This is a genomic window from Agarivorans sp. 1_MG-2023, assembly GCF_030548385.1.
GTDB lineage: Bacteria > Pseudomonadota > Gammaproteobacteria > Enterobacterales > Celerinatantimonadaceae > Agarivorans.
Genome location: NZ_JAUOSJ010000006.1, coordinates 58,708 through 78,458, shown reverse-complemented (window position 1 = coordinate 78,458; position 19,751 = coordinate 58,708). Strand labels below are relative to the sequence as shown.

Sequence of the window (19,751 nt, the reverse complement as noted above, 5' to 3'; positions counted from 1 at the left end):
GAAGAACAAGCCAAAACAAACCGACAATAATAAAACGAAAAACATACAACTCGCTCTACAACAGAAATGGCTGGTGATTTTAGCAGAACACTGTCAAAGAATCTTAACCCAAGACAAACAAAATTGTCTTGGGTTTGTCATCGAAGATTTACAAATTAGCTGTAGTAGCTTTCACCTGTATCCGCCATTGCCACTAAAGCTTCACAAGGTTTAAAACGCTCTCCATGGCTACTTTCTAAGGCTTGCAACTCTTTCACTAAGTTGGCAATCCCAATACTGTCCATTGCACGGAATGGCCCACCTAAGAATGGCGGAAAACCGATACCAAAAATAGCGCCTAAATCGCCGTCACGGGCACTACGAATAACGCCCTCATCCAAGCATCGAGCAGCTTCATTAAGCATCATATACACACAGCGTTTTGAAATTTTAGCGCCATCAATAGCGCTCTTTGGCTTAATACCGAGTACTGCGTAGACTTTCTCATCCACTTGCTTGGCTTTGGCTTTTTTACCTTTACCGTAGAGGTAAAAGCCGCGACCATTTTTCTTGCCTAAACGTTTATCGGCAATTAACTTGTCAAAGGCTTCCGGTGCTTTAAAACGCTCACCTAGTTCAGCTTCCAAAATAGGCGCAATTTTAGACCCAACATCAATCCCCACTTCATCAAGCAAGGTCATTGGCCCAACTGGGAAGCCATAATCAAGTAAGGTTTTATCCAAGTGTTCTATGCTCTGCCCTTCTAACAACAACATAGCTGCTTCATTCATGTATGGCGCCAAAATACGGTTCACATAAAAACCCGCCCCGTCTTTAACCACAATCGCCGTTTTACCCTGTTTGCGGGCAAACTGCACAGTATCAGCAATGGTTTGTTCATTAGTGCCAGCGTGCGGAATAATCTCAGCCAAAGGCATTTTTTCTACCGGACTAAAGTAATGTAAACCAATCACCTGCTCAGGGCGCTCTGCCTTCGCAGCAATTTGGGCAATAGGTAACGAGGAAGTATTACTAGCAAAAATAGTCTGCGGATTACAATTGCTTTCAATATCAGAAACCATTTGCTGCTTCAGCGATAGATCTTCAAACACCGCTTCTATAGCAATTTGAGTATTCTGCATACCCACAAAATCGGTACCACCAGTAATATTGTTAATTTGCTGTTGCAGTTGAGCGTTGGTAATAAAACGGCGCTTACGCTTTTTATCTAACAACTTATAAGCATAATTAAGCCCACCTAGCACACCCTTTTCGCTAATGTCTTTAATACGCACTTGCGCTTTGGCTTTAGTGGCAGATACAAAGGCTATGCCCGCCCCCATCAAGCCACCACCTAATACTGCAACCTGGCTAATTTTTTGTGGCTTAACGCCTTCAAACAAGCTTTCTTTTTTAAGCTCATTTGAAGCAAAAAACAAACCGCGTAAGGCTGCTGACTCTGAGCTTTTAACTAAGCCAGCAAAGCGCTTGGCTTCCTCTTCATAAGCTGCTGCCGAGCTCTTCTCAATACCCGCTTTAACACACGCAATAATTTCTATGGGCGCAGGATAGTTACCACGCGTTTTGCCCAAGGTTTGTTTGGTCACCTGCGAAAACAGCACATTTCTGCCAACAGGGTTTCCCTCAAGTAATTTAGAAACAATGTTTAAAGTCGGTTTTGGTTTACGTTTGGCTTTGCCCGCATATTTTTTAGCGACGTCTAATAGCACACTGCTTGGCACCATTTCATCAACTAAGCCGCTTTTAAGCGCTTGTTTAGGGCGAAGCTGCTTGCCAGTGAGCATCATTTCTAAGGCTTTTTGCACACCAACCAGTTTAGGTAAACGCTGCGTACCGCCACCACCAGGTAACAAACCTAGTTGCACCTCTGGTAAACCTAGGCTGGTTTTATCATCAATACTACATACGCGATAATCACAGGCTAGCGCCACTTCTAGCCCACCACCTAAACAGGGACCATGAATAGCGGCAATCACCGGAAAAGGCAGTTTACTTAAGCGAGCAAACACTTTGTGACCATCTTGCGACAGTTTTTGTGCATCGGCGGCTGTTTCACAGCTGTCTAACATACCTATATCGGCACCAGCGATAAATGAATCAGCTTTGCCGCTATAAACCACTAAACCGCTAAGTTGGGTTTGTTGCTCCAAGTCCGCCAAAATAGTGTCGAGCTCTGGGCCAAACTCAGCTTTTAAGGTGTTCATGGTTTCGCCATGCACATCAATTTTTAGCAGGGCAATATTATCTTCAGTGGTTAAGGTAAAAGTTTGCTGTTCCATTATTCAACCTCCAAAACCATTGCCGCACCTAACCCACCAGCCGCGCAGGCAGTGGTTAAACCTAGTCCACCACCACGACGGCGTAATTCATTTAGCATTTGTGTAATCATTCGTGCTCCGGTTGCGGCAAAGGGGTGGCCGTAGGCAATAGAGCTGCCCATTACGTTAAATTTTTCCATATCAATCTCGCCCAAAGCTTTATCACGACCGATTGATTTAGCAAACTCGTCACTGGCAAACATTTTCACATTAGCTAAAGTTTGCGCAGCAAAGGCTTCATGCATTTCAATGAGGTCTAAGTCTTGTAGGGTGATGCCCGCTCGGTCTAGCGCAATTGGCGTGGCGTGAGAAGGGCCCATTAACATGTCTTCCCATACATCGATTCCCGCAAAGGCATAGCTTTTTATGTAGCCTAAAATAGGTAAGCCTTGTTCTTTGGCTTTGTCTTCGCGCATCAGTAATACCGCTGCGGCGCCGTCAGTAAGTGGGGTGGCATTTGCCGCGGTTACCGAGCCATGTTTACGATCAAACACCGGTCTTAACTTGGCTAATTTCTCTTCGCTTGAATCACCACGCACATTGTTATCGCGGCTAATAGATGCTTTATAAGGTTCTGGGTAAGCGGTCATTACTTCATCATCTAACTTGCCTTCTTCCCATGCCTGATGAGCCAAGCGGTGAGAACGGGCGGCTAATTTATCTTGGTCAGCACGTTTAATACCATGGGTTTTCGCCATTTGCTCGGCGGTTTGGCCCATAGAGATGCCAGTAGAATACTCGGCGACCGCTGGCGGTACTGGGGCCAAATCTTTAATCCGCAGTTTCTTTATCACATTCCAACGCTGCCCTGCTGTGCGTGCTTTTGATAACTCAAGTAGGCTGCGAGCAAGCTTTTTGCTTACCCCAATAGGCAGTACCGAGGAAGAATCTGCACCACCAGCAATACCACAATCAATGGTTCCCGCCATAATAGACTCGGCCACGTTTACAGCAGCTTGAAAGCTCGTTGCACAGGCGCGAGACACACTGTAAGCGTCGGTTGATGGATCCATAGGCGTGCCCAATACAATTTCACGGGCAATATTTGGCGCGGCTGGCATTTGCACCACTTGGCCAAACACTAACTGTTGAATCTCTTTAACGTCTAAGTCGACACGCTTAATCAACTCATTCACTACCATTTTGCCTAAATCTACAGCAGGCACATCTTGGTAGGCGGTAGACTGTCGAGCAAATGGAGTACGCAGGCCAGCTACCACTGCTATTCGTGAGCCATTGGCGGTTTGTAAAGATTGTTGTTGGTGGTGCATTCAAATTATCCTTAACCAGTTAAGAGGTCTGACCTCATGTTTTATATATTAACCATTTCTTCACAAAATTCAAACAAGTGATTAAAACTGCAATTAAGCCGTCAAATTTAAAGGAAAATTTTGAGCCATTCGCCAGAGTGTTTTATCATCCCCCAGCGATGAACAATTCAAGGGAAAAAATGAGCAATAACACTTTATCGGCCATTAAAGACTATCTTAATCAAAGCATTGTTGGCCAAACAGAATTTATTGATCAATTACTTATCGCTTTGTTAGCTGATGGGCACATACTTGTAGAAGGCCCTCCAGGTTTAGCAAAAACCCGCGCAGTTAAAGCGCTATCAGAATGTATAGAAGGTGACTTTCATCGAGTCCAGTTTACGCCCGACTTACTGCCAGCAGATTTAACCGGTACCGATGTATTCCACCCAGAAACGGCCAGTTTCAGTTTCCAAAAAGGGCCTATCTTTCATAACTTGGTATTGGCTGATGAAATTAACCGAGCCCCCGCTAAGGTTCAATCGGCCTTGTTAGAAGCCATGGCTGAGCAGCAAATCACCGTGGGTAGCAGCAGTTATGCACTGCCTAAGCTGTTCATGGTAATGGCAACCCAAAACCCGATTGAACAAGAAGGGACTTACCCTTTACCTGAAGCCCAGCTTGACCGTTTCATGTTTAAACTGTGTTTGAACTACCCTGATGCCGAAAATGAATTAAAGATTTTAGAACTCACTGAGCGTGAAGCCAAGCAAGTGCACTTACGCCAGCCAGAGCCGCTCACCCAACAAAAATTATTTGCCTTGCGCCGCGCCATTATGGAAGTACATATTGCGCCGCAGCTTAATCAATACATTGTTGATCTAGTCGTTGCCACTCGTGAGCCTGAGCGCTATACCGATGAGTTTAGCCAATGGTTAGAGTTTGGTGCCAGCCCACGAGCCAGTATTTCTTTGGCCCGTGCCGCTCGCGCAAAAGCTTGGTTAGAAGGCAGAGACTTTGTTAGCCCAGAAGATATTCAGCAACTCGCCTACCCGGTATTGCGCCACCGCTTGCTACTTAGCTACCAAGCCCAAGCAAAAGGTATTCAAGCCGACGCGGTTATTCAGCGCTTAATTGAGTTGGTTGCATTTGCCTAATGGATACCATTACGCGGCAGTCGCCAGTTAGTGTAGATATAGAGCAGCTTATTGAAGCGCGCGCCATTCATTTGCAAATGCCGCCTTGGCGCAATGTATCTAGCAGTCGCCATGGCAATCGTTTAAGTAAAGTACGTGGTCGCGGCATGGAGTTTGATGAAGTGCGCCATTACCAACCCGGTGACGACATTCGCTGTATTGATTGGCGAGTCACTGCGCGCACAGGTAAAACTCATACCAAGCTGTTTAGAGAAGACCGAGAGCACCCGGTATTTATCTTTCTCGACTTATCTCACTCCATGTATTTTGGCAGTGGCGAGAAGCTAAAATCGGTGTTTGCCAGTGAGCTGGCCGCTTGTTTAGGTTGGAATGCCCAGCAGCTTGGCGAACGGGTCGCGTTAATGCTTCATCTAGGTGAGCATAGCCATAACGAAAAACCAGCAGCGAGCAGAACCCATTGGTTAGCCCAGTTACAAACCATTGTTGAGCAACATAACCAACAGTTTTCAGCTTTAAACAGTAGCCAAATCATTCAAAGCTCGCCAAACGCTAGCTTAGAAACCTTGTGCCAACTAGTAAAAACCGGTTATCAGGTACATTTAATCAGTGATTTCTATCATTTTGATAAAGCCTCTGCATTGCACTTACAGCGCTTATCTAGCCACAATCAAGTATTTGCTTGGCAAATAAGCGACCCCTTAGAGCAACAGCTACCTCGCGCCTCTAGTGCTCAGCAGCTGCAAGTAAGTAATGGCAAGCAAGAAGGCTATTTGCAACCCGACAACAAAACGTTTCGCCAGCAATTTATGCGCTTAGCGAAACAGCGTCAGCAATCCATAGATGTCATGCTCCAACAAGCTCGCATTCCTCATCAACATTTTTCCACAGCTTTCGAGTGGCAGGACTATGCCTGAGCAATCAAACCCCTTAGCCCAGTTAAAAGACATTATTTTACCCAGTAACTTTGAAACAGCCTTACCCGCTGTAGGTTGGTGGGTGCTCGCGGTAGCATTAGTATTGTTACTAGCACTAAGCCTATTTGCTGCTTGGCGTTACCAACAGCTGTGTAAGCCGCGCCAAGAAGCCCTAAAAGCACTAAAACAACAGCCAATGAACTTAGCCGACACCAATCAGCTAATGAAGCGCTTAGCCTTAAGTTATTACCCGCGCCAACAAGTCGCCTCTTTGAGTGGCAAGGCTTGGCTCAGCTTTTTAGACAGCACTTACAGCGGGAAACAAAATGCGTTCGTTGAATTACAAAGCCAATGGCAGCAACAACTCTATGCCGCCGATGCGCCCGCATTAGATGAAGATATAGCCAAACTGTGCAAAAAGTGGATCAAACAGTTACGCCCACCACTCACCGCGGCTTCACTATTTGGCCTTCACACTCCAAACTCAACAACATCAAAAACAGGAGGCCGGCATGTTTGAGTTTATTTGGCCTTATGTATTTGTTGCCCTGCCGCTGCTTTGGTTAGTAGAGCGTTTTAGTGGATCCCAGCAAGAACAACAAAGCGAGCAACTGCTTAATACCAGCTTACCCTTTACCCAACAACAAGCCGTTTTGGAAAAAACCAACAGCCCCTTAAAACAAGGCTTGAAATGGCTAGTTTGGCTACTTTGTTTAGTGGCGTTTGCTCGCCCTGTTTGGCTCGACGACCAAGTGCAAGGCATTAACGAGCAAGGGCGTGACTTACTGTTATCCGTTGATATGTCGGGCAGTATGCAAATTAAAGACATGCAACTTAATGACGAAGCCGTAGATCGTTTAACCGCCTTAAAAGTATTACTCAAAGGGTTTATTGAGCAACGCCGAGGTGATCGCGTAGGCATGATATTGTTTGCCGACCACGCCTACCTCTCTTCACCTTTAAGTTTTGACATGGACTCCTTGTTAATTCAGGTGGATGAATTAGTGCATGGTTTGGTGGGTGACAGAACAGCGATTGGCGAAGGCATTGGCCTTGGCATCAAACAATTAATGAACCACCCTGCCGAGCAGCGCATACTCATTTTGCTTACCGACGGGCAAAACACCTCTGGCACAGTAGACCCAATGCAAGCGGCCGAGATGGCAGCAAAAAACCAAGTCGTGATTTACACCATTGGGGTTGGCGCTGATGAGCTGTTGCAACAAACTTTGTTTGGTACTCGCAAAGTCAATCCTTCACATGATTTAGACGAGGAGTCGCTGCAAAAAATCGCGGATATGACTGGCGGCCAGTATTATCGGGCGCGCAGCACCGATGAGCTAGCCCAGATTTATGAAGAAATTAACGCACTCAACCCTATCTCTGAAGCAGAGCAATACTATCGCCCGCAATATGAACTGTATTATTGGCCACTGGCTCTAGCGGCTTTAGTGTTGTTAATTAGCCTGGCAGCTCCGCTCATTAGCCAGCGATTCAGCGCTACAAAGGAGGTTCAATAGTGCAAGATATCAGTTTATTGCGTCCCGAGTGGTTATTGCTGAGCCCGCTATTACTGCTGCTATTGTTTAAAAAGCATCGCCGAGAACAATCTGCTTGGAGCCAATTGCTCAGCCCGAACATTGCCAAGTATTTAGTGAGTACGCCCAAACAACACAAGCACTCACAATGGCCGCTTGCAGCCTTGTTTGCATTAATTCTATTGGCTTTAAGTGGGCCCAGCATTGTCAGTGATAATGTGCCCCTGTACCGCGAAGGAAGCGCCCGCGTTTTAATCATGGACATGTCTTACTCTATGCGTGCTCGCGATGTAAAACCCGACCGCGTAGAGCTGGCTAAATACAAGGCGCTGGATTTACTTAAACAATGGCGCGATGGTGAAACAGCATTAATTGCCTTTGCCGGAGATGCATTTGTACTCAGCCCCTTAAGCAGTGATACCAATACACTGGCTAACTTAGTACCGCATTTAAAACCAGAGTTAATGCCAGCTCATGGATCGGCGCTTAATCTAGCCATAGAACAAGCCGCTCAGCTAATTAAACAAGCGGGTTATGCCAAAGGCGATGTAATAGTTATCGGTGATGGCATCAACCAACAACAAATGGACTTAAGCCTCGCCAGCTTGCAAGACAATAATTTACGGTTTTCGATGCTAGCCCTTGGCACCGAAGAAGGCGCGCCAATTCCGCTTGAAGACGGCAGTATGCTTAAAGATCAGTACGGCAGCATAGTTATTCCAAAGCTACAAGCCGAGTTCTTTTTGCCGCTCTGCCAATCAACTGGCGGTATTTGTCAGCTCATTTCAGCCGATAACAGCGACATTGAAAAACTGGCCTCTTTACGCAGCCGTAAAGCGGATAATGAGCAAACAAGTGCCCAACAAGGGCAAATACGCAAAGACGTCGGTTACTTCTTACTACCCCTCATATTATTGCTTTTGCTAAACAGCGTTCGCCGTGCCGATTTATTGATTGTTTGCTTAACGGTAACCAGCTTCATTTCTATAAAGCCCGCGAGTGCCGCTGACATTTGGAAAAACCAAGCACAGCAGGCTCAACAGGCTTTTGAACAAGAACAATTTAAAGACGCCGCTGAATTATTTACCGATCCCAACTGGCAAGCATCGGCACACTATAAAGCTGGCGAATACCAACAGGCTCAGCAACTTTTTGCCCAAGATGACAGTGCTGAAGGTTGGTACAATCAAGGAAATGCCTTAAGCCAGTTAGAAAAGTACCACGAAGCTATTTCTGCCTACGAGCAAGCTCTACAACGTAACCCCGAGCTAGAAGCTGCAGCGCACAATAAATCAGTAATAGAACAACTGTTGGAGCAACAGCAAAACCAGCAGCAACAATCTCAACAATCATCAGATGATTCTGAGCAACAAGAATCTAACGACCAGCAGGAACAGCAATCCGAGCAAGGTGAAGGTGAGCAATCTCCGCCAGAGTCAGAAGAACAACAGGCGAGTGAGCAAGAGTCGGAGCAGCAAGCAGGCGAAGATGAACAACAGCAAGCTCAAGCCGAAGAACCTAGTGAGTCCCAAGAAGATGCCGAACAGCAACAAGCGGCTCAAGCAGGATCGCCAGAAGATCTCAATCAAGACGAATTACAGCAGTGGCTAGAAAACTTGCCCAACGACCCGAGCTTACTGTTGCGAAATAAAATGTATCTCGAGTATCAAAAACGTCGCCGTCAAGCCAGCAATCAGGAGAATTGGTAAGTGAAAGCGCTCAGCCTATTGTTTATTCTTTTACTTAGCCTAAATAGCTACGCCACCACCGAAGTTACCGCTACGGTAAGCCAAAATCCAGTCGCGGTTAACCAAGCCTTTACCTTGGAAATTGTGGCTAACGATACCTTGCCAGCCAGCGAATTTGATTCCTCGGTGCTGTTAAGACAAAAATTTGTAGTGGGCGGTACATCAACTAGTCGCCAGCACTCCAGCATTAACGGCGTATCGTCTACTCAAACTCGTTGGACAACCACCTTATTGGTGAGAGACGAAGGGACCTATCTTATCCCTTCCTTTAACATTGGTGGCCAGCAAACTATTCCTATTCAGCTTCAAGCCAAAGTAATAGAAGCCATTGAACCGAGTAAAGATCAGGTTCGAATGGAAGTAAGCTTAGACAACGCTGAAGTTTACATTGGTCAGCCAGTGCGCTTTACCGCCAAAATTTGGGTCGCTAATAGCCTCGATCAAGCCAACATTATTGCGCCAAGCATGTTAGGTGCAAAAATAGAAAAGCTGGGTGACGATAAACAAGATTTAGAGGTAATAGACGGTAAACGCTATCGCACGCTAATTCGACAATGGTTGATTACGCCAGAAAAAGCCGGTCAGTTTGAAGTAAGAGGCCCACGTTTGAGTGGACTGGCTAACGACATTAATCGCCGAGCCCGCCCGGTAGACATTGCCGCGCAAACTTTGTCATTAGAAGTAAAAGCCCCACCAGCAGATTTCCCAGGCACTTGGCTACCCTCTACTGATTTGCTGCTATACGAAGAAGTACAACCCCTGCAAAGTGACTACGAACAAGGCCAAGCCTTTACCCGTATTATCAACTTAACTGTGGCAGGCATTACCGAAGACCAATTGCCCGACATCACACTCGACTACGGTGATGACTTTCGCGTTTACCCTGAAGCCTATCAAGACCGTACCATTGTAAAAGACGGTATTGTTTTCGCTCAACGCAGCTTGAATGTAGCGCTTATTCCGGTAAACCCTGGTGAAATCACCCTACCCGGCTGGTCATTGGCATGGTGGGATTTAGGCAAAGATGAACAAGCTTTAGCGAAAGTTGCAGAGCGCACTATCACTGTAGTGCCTGCGCCTGTTAACCAACAATTAGCGCCGATTCAAACAAACCTAGCTGCGCAAGCCATTACCGTAACAGAGCCTGCGACTTCCCTATGGACATGGTTTTTTGCAATAGCGTGGTTAATCACTCTTGCGCTATTAATCTTTATTTTCACCCGTATGCAAAAGCAAAAAACTGCTGTTGATTCACCGGTAAACACTGATTTTCCCCCCGTGGTTGATGATAACTGGCAACAATTTGCTGATGCCTGTAAACAGCAACAAAGCCAACAAGCTGAACAAGCGCTGCAAAAATGGTTAGCTCAACAAGCTCCTTCAAAAGAGTTTGCTGCACTACTACGGATTCTTAGTAAGTCTAATTGGGGTGGAGAACAAGAGCAGAGGCTTAATTTAGTAGATTTTTATCAGCGTTGCGCTGCACTAAAAAGCACGTTGGCAAAAATAAAAGAGCAAGAACAACCAGCGCTATCCTCGCTCAATCCATAAGCTTAACGGTTTAAGCCTAGTTGAAAGATTAGGCTTTCTGCTTGGCAAGCAAAAGTGAAAGAAGCGGCCAGCTTAAAGCCGCCTTCAACAGCACTAATCTCACTGCTAATCTCACAAGGATCAGATTCAGCTTTGCGGGCTTTCTCAACTAAATTGCTTAGGCGCGTTTCAGCATGCTGTTGCTCGGTAAATAACTCTTCGACTACTGCGGTAAGTTCTTCGCCATCGATCACAGCGCCAACATCAACACAACAACAAGTTTCAGATTCTTCTAACTTGGTTTTCATCTATTTTCCTTTAATTTACAACAGGCCTTAGTTATAACTCTTCAATCTAAACCAAGGCGAAATCAGGTGTATAGTGTGTAACATAGACCAAAGCAGGTCTCTTTGATGCGTATCATAACAGATTAGCCTAATGCCTTTTATCTAGGAATTTACATGGTTGTTGATTTTTTTCGAAAGAAAAACCAAACCGACTCGGTCATGTCGGATATGGAAGCAAAACAAAAACGTTACGAAGCCTTAGTTCAGGCTTACAACCGGGATGTTTATCGTTACGCCTATTGGCTAGTAAAGGATAAACATATTGCCGAAGACATAGTTCAGGAGACGTTCCTTAGAGCTTGGCGTTCACTCGACAGCCTTAAAGATGAAAAGGCCGCTAAAGCATGGTTAATAACCATTCTAAGGCGCGAGAATGCACGCCGCTTCGAGCGTAAGCAGTTTAACTTGGTAGATATTGAAGACCATTCTGTTGCTGATGTGAATGCCACATCAACCGAGCAGCAAATCGAGAATGAATGGTTGCGCCGCCAAATAGATAAGCTCGCTCCTGAGTACAAAGAACCTTTGCTCCTACAAGTAATTGGTGGATTTAGTGGGGACGAAATAGCCGACATGTTAGAACTTAATAAAAATACAGTGATGACTCGGCTATTTAGAGCACGTAACCAGCTAAAAGAAGCCCTAGAAGATGACCAGAATCGAGGACAAAGTAATGGATGAGCTAGAGTTTCGCCGCCAGTTGTATACCAATCCTCGTGAGCGTAGTGATGCGCTCATAGAGGAAGCAACTAGGACGCCGAAAAACAAAAAACTGTTCGACGACATGCAACAGTTTGAGTGTAAATTAGAACAAGCGCTAAATGTTGAGGTGCCTGATGCCCTAGCCGAGCGTTTAATATTGAGCCAAAGCTTTGATGATTCGCAAGTGCAATACCGTCGTAAAACACGCGTGCATATTGCTATGGCCGCCTCAATCGCTTTTGTTATCGGACTAAGTTTTAGCTTGGTAAATTGGCAAGTGCCTGCTGGCTATGATGATATGGGGCAAGTTGCTTTGCAGCATGTTTACCATGAAATGCCTTATACCAGCGGTGTTGATGAGCAACCAAGCTTACAAACCATTAACGCCAAGTTGGCGCGTTACGGGGCAAGTTTTGATGAGTTGCCAGGTGATGTGGTGTATGTAAATCATTGTGCCTACGCTGGCAGCCCAGCGTTTCATATGATTATGAAAGGTAAAATGGGTTCAAATGTTAACGTATTTGTAGTGCCTAAAACCACTGAACTACAAGCAGTACAAAGCTTTGCCGACAAGAAAATGCACGGCATGGTTGGCAGCTTATCTCATGCCAGTTTAGTTGTGGTGGGTGAGCGTAATGAACCGATTGAGAAAACCTTGGCGTTTTTAACCGCAGATCTCAACCAAGCAATTTAAGTGTTAACATCTACAACGCCACCTGAGCCCTCAGGTGGCGTTGATTATTTTTACAGCGAACAGCTAAGTCTTTCAATTCATTACTTGATTAATCTCTATCCTCCCTTATATTGCTCTACGACTAAAGATTAAACACTTGTTTAACTTTTGTGCAGCAGCTCCAACTTTTGAAATAAACCATTAACAGCACCTTAACATTTGAGTGATTTGCTTTTAATCTGGTCAGAGGTCTAATCAAGACTTCGAATGATAATAAACTCCACCCGTATTAGAGAGGGAACGATGAAAATAAGGAAATTGCCACTCGCGCTACTTGCCGCGTCAGCTACACTCACTGGCGGCCATGTAAACGCTGCAGGTTTTCAATTGGTAGAACACTCTGCTACGGGACTTGGCCGTTCATTTGCTGGTGAAGCCGCTATTGCTGACAATGCTTCGGTGATGGCACGTAACCCTGCCGCCATGTCTATGTTTGATACCATCGCGGTGTCAGGCGCATTAACCTATATTTCTCCTGACGTTTACGTAAAAGGTAATACAGGCGTAGACGAAATAGATAAAGCCCTAACCAACGATGATGTAGTTCCTGGTGCAGCTGTGCCAGCGGGTTATTTTATTCAACCACTAAGTGACAAGTGGGCTTGGGGTGTAGGCATGTTTACAAACTTTGGTTTGTCTACAGATTACCCTGCGGATTACGCAGCAGGCGCTTTAGCCGGTCAGACTGAGCTTATTACGCTAAATCTAAACCCGAATGTTTCATATCGAATCAATCAGCAATTTAGTGTTGGTGCTGGCGTAAATGCTGTTTACGGAACAGCCAAATTAGTCCGTAACTTTGGCACTGGAGGCCCATTTCCAGCAGACGGTACAGCTGCGTCGCTAGAAGGCGATGGTTGGGGCTTTGGTTGGAACATCGGCGGTATGTGGGAAGTAAATGAAGATCACCGCTTTGGCATGAGTTATCGCTCTAAAGTTGATTTGAAATTTAAAGGCGACTACCACTCAGACATTCCTTCTGGATTAAGTGATAACCCATACGGTACTAGTGGTGACACTATTCCAGGTGAGTTAACCCTAAATTTACCTGATATTTTTGAAGTCTCTGGCTACAACCGTCTAAACGATTCAGTCGCGGTTCATTATAGCTATGTATGGACTGGTTGGAGCACCTTCCAAGAGATTGACGCTACCTCTGAAGGCATTGGCAGTGTCTTAAATAAACAAGAGCAGTTTAGTGATTCTTACCGTGTATCCTTTGGTGGGACTTGGTATCTAAATCAAGCTTGGGAACTACGTGCTGGTATGGCCTTTGACCAAAGCCCATCGCGCACCCACAAAACCATTAGTATTCCAGATAACGACCGTTACAACTACGGCGTTGGCTTTACTTATCACCTAAGCGATAAAGGCAGTATTGATACCGGCTTTACTTACATTCAAGGTAAAGAAGGCGGCTTTAACGAAGAAGGCGTTGAGTTTGTATCGAAAGGCGATGCCTACATCGCTGCAATTCAATATAACCATAGCTTTTAATGATGATAGCAACCGGCCTAGCGCCGGTTGCTATTTCTCTAACTTGACCAAGCCGACACTATCACCCACTCTTCAGTGAGCAAGCATTTTACTGAGGGACGCCATGGCTAATACCAAAACACCATTTACGATTAGCGACTTAGCTAAAGAATTTTCCATCAGTACCCGCAGCATTCGCTTTTATGAAGACCAAGGTTTGATTCAACCATTAAGGGTGGGAACTAAACGCCTTTACAGCAAACACGACAAATTGCGCCTTAAGCTCACCTTGCGTGGCAAACGTTTAGGTTTTTCCTTAACCGAAATAAAAGAGTTATTTGATTTGTACGACGCCAAACTCACTAACACAGATGAGGTTTTTGGCTTAATCGATAATATAAAATTAAAAAAACAGAGTTTGTTGCAGCAGTTAGAAGATATTCAAGTGGTATTAATGGAACTAAAATCGGCAGAGCGCCGCTGTAACGACGCTCTTAATGATCTATCAAACAAACACTAAGCTTCGCCAGCATTGCCTTGAATAAAGTGTTTACGGCACAACGAAACGTAACGGTCATTGCCACCTATTTCAATTTGTTGCCCTTCGCTAACCACTTTTCCGTGTTGATCAATACGCGCATTAAAGTGCCCTTTATTGCCACACCAGCAAATAGTTTTAAGCTCTTCTAGCTTGTCAGCTAAACACAGTAAGTGATAAGCACCTTCAAACAACTCGCCCATAAAATCAGTTTTAAGGCCATAAACCATCACTGGAATATTTAACTCATCAACAATTTTTGCCAATTGATACACTTGCTCGCGGCTTAAAAACTGACCTTCATCTACGATCACTACGTCTTGTTTAGTCTGTTGCTGCTTTTGCTGCAATAGCTCAAACAAGTTTTGCTGTTTACAAAAGGTTTCAGCTTCTAGCGATAACCCTACCCGCGCTTTTATAGTTCCTATTCCGTCACGAGTATCCATAGCAGGTATAAGCGCTAAAGGGTTCATGCCGCGCTCTTGGTAATTAAAGTGAGCTTGAATCAGTTGGGTAGATTTACCCGAATTCATAGCGGCATATTTAAAGTGTAATGAAGCCATTTACTGCGATTGTCCCGACTTGTTAGCTATTTACAGCGATTACAGATGTTTGTTGGCGATGGTACAAAGCTGCGCTAATAATCGCAAATAATAGTAAGCCAATAGCTAACGCTGCGATCACACTTCCACTCATCCCCATCACCAAATAACTAGCGATGCTAATAAAGGCTACCAATAAGGCATAAGGTAGCTGAGTGGCTACGTGATCAATGTGATGACAAGCCGCACCAGTAGAAGACAAAATAGTCGTGTCGGAAATAGGCGAACAATGGTCACCAAATACCGCTCCCGCTAACACTGCCGACAACATAGGTAAAATTAGGCTCACTTCGCTGGCTACTGCCATATCTGCTGCAATAGGTAGCATGATACCAAACGTGCCCCAACTGGTACCTGTGGCAAAGGCCATTACGCCAGCTAATACAAAAATAAGCACCGGTAACATTGCTGGGTTAATTGCACCGTCTAATTTAGCGGCCAAGTATTTACCCGTTTCCATATCACCAATAACACCACTAATAGACCAAGCAAATAGCAGAATAATAATTGCCGGGCTCATTGCTTTTAAGCCTAACCAAATAGCATTTGATAACTGTGTAAGGCTAAGTTGTTGCTTTAATGCGAAACCAATAGTAACCAACAAACCTACTATGCCACCCGTTACCAAAGACAAGGTGACATCGGTATTTTCCAATGCTGCCAACAAACCAAAAGCTTGGCCATCTTCAATAGCATTCGCACCAGTAACAACAAAGCTTGCGAAAGTAACCACAGTGAGTAGCACAATTGGCAGTACCAAACCTAAAGGTGAGCCATTTTCCGCCTGAAAGTCATGATTAACACTGCCCGCTGGAATACCCTTGGTTTTATCAAACAATTCGCCATCTGACGCTGCTTTTTCGTGTTGCGTCATTGGGCCAATGTTTAGATTAAAATAAGCGACCGTTAGTGCCATTAACAAAGCAAAAATGGCGTAGAAGTTAAGCGGAATCATCGCGGCGAAGGCTGCTAATGGGCTGATGTCGGTTATTCCGTGTGTCACCAAAATACCGCCTATTAAGGCAATAATATAAGCGCCCCAGCTAGATAAAGGCATAAGTACACACATGGGTGCGGCGGTTGAATCGAGCAGGTAAGCTAGTTTTGCGCGAGACACGCCAGCTTGATCTGTCAGAGGGCGCGCTACGCTGCCCACAGCAAGACTATGGAAATAATCATCTACAAACACCACAAAGCTTAACAGTGCCGTAGTAACGGTTGCATGGCGCTTAGTTTGAATGCGCTTTTGCGCCCAATGAGCAAAAGCAGATGTTGCTCCGGTTGCTGTCATTAAACTTGTCATACCGCCTAATAGCAGTAAGAAAAGAATGATTTGAAGATTCCATAGGTTTAGCCCGTCGTCCCACACCAAGCCGCTAGCCAATTCGGTAAGATAAACCGCGCTAGCCCCAAAGGAAAAATTACTTAACAACAATGCACCGGCTAAAATACCGCAGCTTAACGCCACAACCACCCGGCGAGTAGCTAGTGCCACTAAAAGGGCTATAACTGGGGGTAAGATAGACAATATGGAATCTGTATATGAAATAGTTTGCATGTTTTCTCTGTTATTGTTGTTTAGAGAGCAAACTGAGTGATAGCCATACTTTGAACGTATGCACCCTGTAGCTCTCCATAGTGTGTACTATGACAATGCAGCATTTATTAAACACTGCACCAGTAACAAGTTTAGATGGTACTTGTTACTTCGGCGCGGGCCCCTTTCATACAGAATCATTGGCATCACCCCATTCTGCACTACTTTTGACCAGCGCTCCTCTACAATCTAGCGTTAGTAGCTGGATTATACCCACAAAAGCAGAGCTTTCAACCCATTGAGTTGATTTCGTATTAGTCGAAAATTAAATATCAATTCAGTTATTTACTGTGAGTTAATTGACAAGGCTTAATAAGTAATTAGAATTTAAACGTTGATTGATTAAAACTTAATAAAATATAACAGGATTAACATGAGCGATTTCATCAAGGTATTTCTAAACGCAAGAAGTCTTAAAGCCGCTACAAAAGAATTATCGATAGAACAGCTAGAAGAAAGCTTTAATAAATTAAAAGTCATTCTAGATGAGCGTTACACTCTAAAAGCTGAAGAAGATAAACTACAGCAAGAAAAACGCGAAAAATTAGAAAAATATAAAGCTTTGCTTGAGCAAGATGGAATCGATCCAAGCGAACTATTATCAATTATTGAAGATGCTCCTGTTAAAGAGCGTAAAAAACGTGAGCCTCTTCCAGCTAAATACAAGTTTGTTGATGAAAATGGCGAAGATAAAACCTGGACAGGTCAAGGAAGAACACCTTCGCCAATTCAGCGTGCCATAAAAAATGAAGGAAAATCTAAAGAAGACTTCCTTATTTAATTAGCATTGCGCATAAAAAAAGGAGCCTAACGGCTCCTTTTTTTATCATTATGTATTATTAAGATGCAAATCCATTGGGATTGCCTTGTTGCCATCGCCAAGAATCTTCAGCCATATCATCTAAATTTAATTCAGCTTGCCAGTTTAGTTCTTGTTTAGCCAAACTTGGGTCAGAATAACAAGCGGCAATGTCACCCGGCCTACGAGGAGATATTTGATAAGCAATCGTTTTCCCAGACACCTTTTCAAACGCTTTAAGCATTTCTAGCACACTGTAACCTTGGCCAGTGCCTAGGTTATAGGTTACTAGCCCCGCTTTTGCATCCAATTTAGCTAAGGCTTTTAAGTGACCTTTGGCTAAATCAACAACGTGGATATAATCACGTACACCAGTGCCATCAACAGTATTGTAATCATCGCCGAACACGCTAAGTTGAGCCAAACGCCCTACTGCAACTTGAGTAATATAAGGTATCAAGTTATTTGGAATACCATTTGGATCTTCGCCAATTAAACCTGATTTATGCGCCCCTACCGGATTAAAATAACGCAGCAGAGCGATATTCCATTCGTTATCTGACTTATATAAATCGCCGAGCATTTCTTCAACAATAAGTTTTGAACGACCATAAGGGTTGGTCGCACCAGTTGGAAAGCTTTCTACAATCGGTACAGTATGAGGGTCGCCGTATACCGTTGCCGAAGAACTAAACACTAAATTCTTTACACCATGCTCAGCCATTACTTCACAAAGCACTAAGGTACCCGCCACGTTATTCTGATAATAGTGTAAAGGGATAGTCGTAGATTCACCCACCGCTTTTAAACCTGCAAAGTGAATAACCGACGTGAAACTATGCTTTGAAAACACTTCATCCAAAGCGTTTTTATCGCGAATATCTGCTTGATAAAAAGCCGGCCTTTTCTGACAAATTTGTTCAACTCTATCAATAGAAACAGGGTGTGAATTACAAAGATTATCGACAATAACAACATCTTCGCCTTGCGCTAATAATTCTACAACAGTGTGGCTACCAATATACCCGGCTCCACCTGTGACCAAAATCGCCATAACAATCCTTAATTAAGTAAAATAAACATCACCACTCAGTAGCGGGAGTTTTATTCTATTCCGATATATTTGTGGGTTTGCAAAGACAAACGCCAGTTATTTTTAATACAAACTTCAATACACAACTCTGTGGCCCGAGGTTGTTGGCTAATAGGCTGTAAACAGACTAATGCGTGATGCCCTTCTGGCAAACGAGCCAATAGCTCGTTTAAATTCTCTAGATCGCGTTCACGAGCAACAGGATGCTTTATTTCGTTCGCTCTTTGTAGAGCTTCAATCAAAATTTCTTTTTCGCCTTTCATTGCCACTTTAGGTGAAACGGTCACCCACGTTTTCTCATTCGCTTTAACGGAATAAGTACCACTGGTTTCAATTTGTACCGATTTCCCGTGACTAATTAATGCGCTAGTAAGCGGCTCTAAATCATAAATGCACGGTTCACCGCCGGTGATAACGATATGTGTAGCACTGTACTGAGTTAATGCTTCCAGTAGCTGCTCCACGCTATAGCTAGCCCAACGCGCAGTATCGCCACTCACCCCGATAATTTTCTCTACCTGAACTTTATCCGCAGCCAACACTTCCCAAGTATGTTTAGTATCGCACCAAGAACAACCAACATCGCAGCCTTGCAAACGAATAAATACAGCAGGCACCCCAGTGTGAAAACCTTCACCTTGTATCGTTTCAAAAATTTCATTAATCGGTAAAGTGGGCTGTGGCATTTGTATCCTAAATCATAATAAGCGAAAATCGACAGCAGTATTAAAACATATTTTAAAGAGCAAAAAATGAAAGAAAAGGCCGTAGTTATATATTCTGGTGGTATGGATTCTTACACCGTATTACATAAAACACTGCAACTTGGGCTGCAACCCTTTGCTCTAAGCTTTAATTATGGTCAACGTCACATCAAAGAACTCGAATATGCTAAAAACGTATGCGATGAACAGTCTGTTGAACACAAAATTGTAGATATTAGTAGTATCAATCAGCTGCTCGAGGGCTCGTCTTTAACGTCTGACATTGATATTCCAGAAGGCGATTACCAAGAAGAATCTATGAAATCGACCGTGGTACCTAACCGCAATATGATTTTGTTATCTTTAGCTATTGGTTACGCAGTATCGATAGGCGCAAAAAAAGTATTCTATGGCGCGCATTCTGGAGACCACGCGATTTACCCTGACTGCCGACCAGAGTTTGTAAGAAAGATGAACGAGGTTAGCCTTATTGCCAATTACGAGGCCGTTGAAGTCATTAGCCCTTACCTAGAGCAATCTAAAATAGATATTTTAAGTGATGGTTTAGCCATGAACTTAGATTACGCTAAAACTTGGACTTGCTATAACGGTCGTGACTTAGCCTGTGGAAAATGTGGTGCTTGCCAAGAACGCTTAGAGGCTTTCAAGCTTAATGCTGTTAAAGACCCTCTTAGTTACGAATAG

The 19,751-nt window shown here is 44.2% G+C and carries 19 protein-coding genes and 1 riboswitch; of the genes, 12 read left to right on the top strand and 7 right to left on the bottom strand.

Annotation, left to right across the window (positions count from 1 at the left end):
• Window positions 1-155 precede the first annotated feature (155 nt).
• Both fadJ and fadI read right to left on the bottom strand, forming a co-directional pair.
• Complete coding sequence (fadJ, locus tag Q4592_RS10540) at window positions 156-2,279, bottom strand: fatty acid oxidation complex subunit alpha FadJ (protein WP_303512649.1); 2,124 nt, start codon at window positions 2,277-2,279, stop codon at window positions 156-158.
• On the bottom strand, window positions 2,279-3,589 hold the full coding sequence (fadI, locus tag Q4592_RS10535; protein ID WP_137675019.1) for an acetyl-CoA C-acyltransferase FadI: 1,311 nt from the start codon (window positions 3,587-3,589) through the stop codon (window positions 2,279-2,281). Before fadI ends, fadJ begins: the two co-directional genes overlap by 1 nt.
• Before the next feature lie 179 nt (window positions 3,590-3,768).
• On the opposite strand from fadI, the gene Q4592_RS10530 reads away from it, so the two are divergent.
• From Q4592_RS10530 to Q4592_RS10505, 6 genes are read left to right on the top strand one after another with little or no spacing between them, the layout of a single operon-like run.
• Window positions 3,769-4,725 (top strand): MoxR family ATPase, encoded by a 957-nt coding sequence (locus Q4592_RS10530; RefSeq protein WP_137675020.1) that lies wholly within the window; start codon window positions 3,769-3,771, stop codon window positions 4,723-4,725.
• A complete protein-coding gene (locus Q4592_RS10525; protein WP_303512641.1) occupies window positions 4,725-5,639 on the top strand; it encodes a DUF58 domain-containing protein in 915 nt (304 codons plus the stop codon). The genes Q4592_RS10530 and Q4592_RS10525 overlap by 1 nt, the downstream gene beginning before the upstream one ends.
• Window positions 5,632-6,159, top strand: coding sequence for a DUF4381 domain-containing protein (locus Q4592_RS10520; RefSeq protein WP_303512639.1), 528 nt, complete (start codon window positions 5,632-5,634; stop codon window positions 6,157-6,159). Before Q4592_RS10525 ends, Q4592_RS10520 begins: the two co-directional genes overlap by 8 nt.
• Window positions 6,152-7,159, top strand: coding sequence for a VWA domain-containing protein (locus Q4592_RS10515; RefSeq protein WP_303512636.1), 1,008 nt, complete (start codon window positions 6,152-6,154; stop codon window positions 7,157-7,159). Before Q4592_RS10520 ends, Q4592_RS10515 begins: the two co-directional genes overlap by 8 nt.
• A complete protein-coding gene (locus tag Q4592_RS10510; RefSeq protein WP_303512633.1) occupies window positions 7,159-8,886 on the top strand; it encodes a VWA domain-containing protein in 1,728 nt (575 codons plus the stop codon). The genes Q4592_RS10515 and Q4592_RS10510 overlap by 1 nt, the downstream gene beginning before the upstream one ends.
• A complete protein-coding gene (locus Q4592_RS10505) occupies window positions 8,887-10,476 on the top strand; it encodes a BatD family protein (protein ID WP_303512629.1) in 1,590 nt (529 codons plus the stop codon).
• 2 nt (window positions 10,477-10,478) lie between these two features.
• Here Q4592_RS10505 and Q4592_RS10500 read toward each other — a convergent pair whose 3' ends face one another.
• On the bottom strand, window positions 10,479-10,763 hold the full coding sequence (locus Q4592_RS10500; protein ID WP_303512627.1) for a DUF406 family protein: 285 nt from the start codon (window positions 10,761-10,763) through the stop codon (window positions 10,479-10,481).
• A 153-nt stretch (window positions 10,764-10,916) separates the two neighbouring features.
• Here Q4592_RS10500 and Q4592_RS10495 point away from each other — a divergent pair, with 153 nt between their 5' ends.
• The 4 genes from Q4592_RS10495 (at window position 10,917) to Q4592_RS10480 (ending at window position 14,233) form a co-directional block, all read left to right on the top strand.
• Entirely contained in the window at window positions 10,917-11,483 is a 567-nt protein-coding gene (locus tag Q4592_RS10495; protein WP_137675027.1) for a sigma-70 family RNA polymerase sigma factor, read from the top strand.
• A complete protein-coding gene (locus tag Q4592_RS10490; RefSeq protein ID WP_137675028.1) occupies window positions 11,452-12,198 on the top strand; it encodes a DUF3379 family protein in 747 nt (248 codons plus the stop codon). The genes Q4592_RS10495 and Q4592_RS10490 overlap by 32 nt, the downstream gene beginning before the upstream one ends.
• 282 nt (window positions 12,199-12,480) lie before the next feature.
• Window positions 12,481-13,734 carry an outer membrane protein transport protein gene (locus Q4592_RS10485; protein ID WP_303512623.1) on the top strand — a complete coding sequence of 418 codons (1,254 nt, stop codon included), beginning with the start codon at window positions 12,481-12,483 and terminating at the stop codon, window positions 13,732-13,734.
• 103 nt (window positions 13,735-13,837) lie between these two features.
• The gene (locus Q4592_RS10480) at window positions 13,838-14,233 is read left to right on the top strand and encodes a MerR family DNA-binding transcriptional regulator (RefSeq protein WP_303512622.1); all 396 of its coding nucleotides are present in this window, start codon (window positions 13,838-13,840) and stop codon (window positions 14,231-14,233) included.
• Here the strand turns inward: Q4592_RS10480 and Q4592_RS10475 are convergent.
• Both Q4592_RS10475 and Q4592_RS10470 read right to left on the bottom strand, forming a co-directional pair.
• Window positions 14,230-14,814, bottom strand: a complete 585-nt coding sequence (locus Q4592_RS10475; RefSeq protein ID WP_303512620.1) for a thymidine kinase — start codon at window positions 14,812-14,814, stop codon at window positions 14,230-14,232. The two genes, Q4592_RS10480 and Q4592_RS10475, sit on opposite strands and share 4 nt — an antisense overlap.
• Window positions 14,815-14,836: 22 nt before the next feature.
• Complete coding sequence (locus Q4592_RS10470) at window positions 14,837-16,411, bottom strand: Na+/H+ antiporter NhaC family protein (protein ID WP_303512619.1); 1,575 nt, start codon at window positions 16,409-16,411, stop codon at window positions 14,837-14,839.
• A 60-nt stretch (window positions 16,412-16,471) separates the two neighbouring features.
• Window positions 16,472-16,643, bottom strand: a riboswitch (Lysine riboswitch).
• Between the two features lie 180 nt (window positions 16,644-16,823).
• Here Q4592_RS10470 and Q4592_RS10465 point away from each other — a divergent pair.
• Window positions 16,824-17,231 carry an H-NS family nucleoid-associated regulatory protein gene (locus Q4592_RS10465; RefSeq protein ID WP_303512618.1) on the top strand — a complete coding sequence of 136 codons (408 nt, stop codon included), beginning with the start codon at window positions 16,824-16,826 and terminating at the stop codon, window positions 17,229-17,231.
• Window positions 17,232-17,289: 58 nt separating this feature from the next.
• On the opposite strand, the gene galE is transcribed toward Q4592_RS10465, so the two are convergent.
• Both galE and queE read right to left on the bottom strand, forming a co-directional pair.
• Window positions 17,290-18,303 carry a UDP-glucose 4-epimerase GalE gene (gene galE, locus Q4592_RS10460; RefSeq protein ID WP_303512616.1) on the bottom strand — a complete coding sequence of 338 codons (1,014 nt, stop codon included), beginning with the start codon at window positions 18,301-18,303 and terminating at the stop codon, window positions 17,290-17,292.
• Window positions 18,304-18,353: 50 nt separating this feature from the next.
• A complete protein-coding gene (queE, locus tag Q4592_RS10455) occupies window positions 18,354-19,028 on the bottom strand; it encodes a 7-carboxy-7-deazaguanine synthase QueE (RefSeq protein WP_303512613.1) in 675 nt (224 codons plus the stop codon).
• Between the two features lie 66 nt (window positions 19,029-19,094).
• On the opposite strand from queE, the gene queC reads away from it, so the two are divergent.
• Window positions 19,095-19,751, top strand: a complete 657-nt coding sequence (gene queC / locus Q4592_RS10450; RefSeq protein WP_303512608.1) for a 7-cyano-7-deazaguanine synthase QueC — start codon at window positions 19,095-19,097, stop codon at window positions 19,749-19,751.

Coding starts and splice junctions, on each gene's coding strand:
- fadJ (WP_303512649.1), bottom strand. CDS start 2,279: ATGGAACAGCAAACTTTTACCTTAACCACTGAAGATAATATTGCCCTG.
- fadI (WP_137675019.1), bottom strand. CDS start 3,589: ATGCACCACCAACAACAATCTTTACAAACCGCCAATGGCTCACGAATA.
- Q4592_RS10530 (WP_137675020.1), top strand. CDS start 3,769: ATGAGCAATAACACTTTATCGGCCATTAAAGACTATCTTAATCAAAGC.
- Q4592_RS10525 (WP_303512641.1), top strand. CDS start 4,725: ATGGATACCATTACGCGGCAGTCGCCAGTTAGTGTAGATATAGAGCAG.
- Q4592_RS10520 (WP_303512639.1), top strand. CDS start 5,632: ATGCCTGAGCAATCAAACCCCTTAGCCCAGTTAAAAGACATTATTTTA.
- Q4592_RS10515 (WP_303512636.1), top strand. CDS start 6,152: ATGTTTGAGTTTATTTGGCCTTATGTATTTGTTGCCCTGCCGCTGCTT.
- Q4592_RS10500 (WP_303512627.1), bottom strand. CDS start 10,763: ATGAAAACCAAGTTAGAAGAATCTGAAACTTGTTGTTGTGTTGATGTT.
- Q4592_RS10495 (WP_137675027.1), top strand. CDS start 10,917: ATGGTTGTTGATTTTTTTCGAAAGAAAAACCAAACCGACTCGGTCATG.
- Q4592_RS10490 (WP_137675028.1), top strand. CDS start 11,452: ATGACCAGAATCGAGGACAAAGTAATGGATGAGCTAGAGTTTCGCCGC.
- Q4592_RS10485 (WP_303512623.1), top strand. CDS start 12,481: ATGAAAATAAGGAAATTGCCACTCGCGCTACTTGCCGCGTCAGCTACA.
- Q4592_RS10480 (WP_303512622.1), top strand. CDS start 13,838: ATGGCTAATACCAAAACACCATTTACGATTAGCGACTTAGCTAAAGAA.
- Q4592_RS10475 (WP_303512620.1), bottom strand. CDS start 14,814: ATGGCTTCATTACACTTTAAATATGCCGCTATGAATTCGGGTAAATCT.
- Q4592_RS10470 (WP_303512619.1), bottom strand. CDS start 16,411: ATGCAAACTATTTCATATACAGATTCCATATTGTCTATCTTACCCCCA.
- Q4592_RS10465 (WP_303512618.1), top strand. CDS start 16,824: ATGAGCGATTTCATCAAGGTATTTCTAAACGCAAGAAGTCTTAAAGCC.
- galE (WP_303512616.1), bottom strand. CDS start 18,303: ATGGCGATTTTGGTCACAGGTGGAGCCGGGTATATTGGTAGCCACACT.
- queE (WP_303512613.1), bottom strand. CDS start 19,028: ATGCCACAGCCCACTTTACCGATTAATGAAATTTTTGAAACGATACAA.
- queC (WP_303512608.1), top strand. CDS start 19,095: ATGAAAGAAAAGGCCGTAGTTATATATTCTGGTGGTATGGATTCTTAC.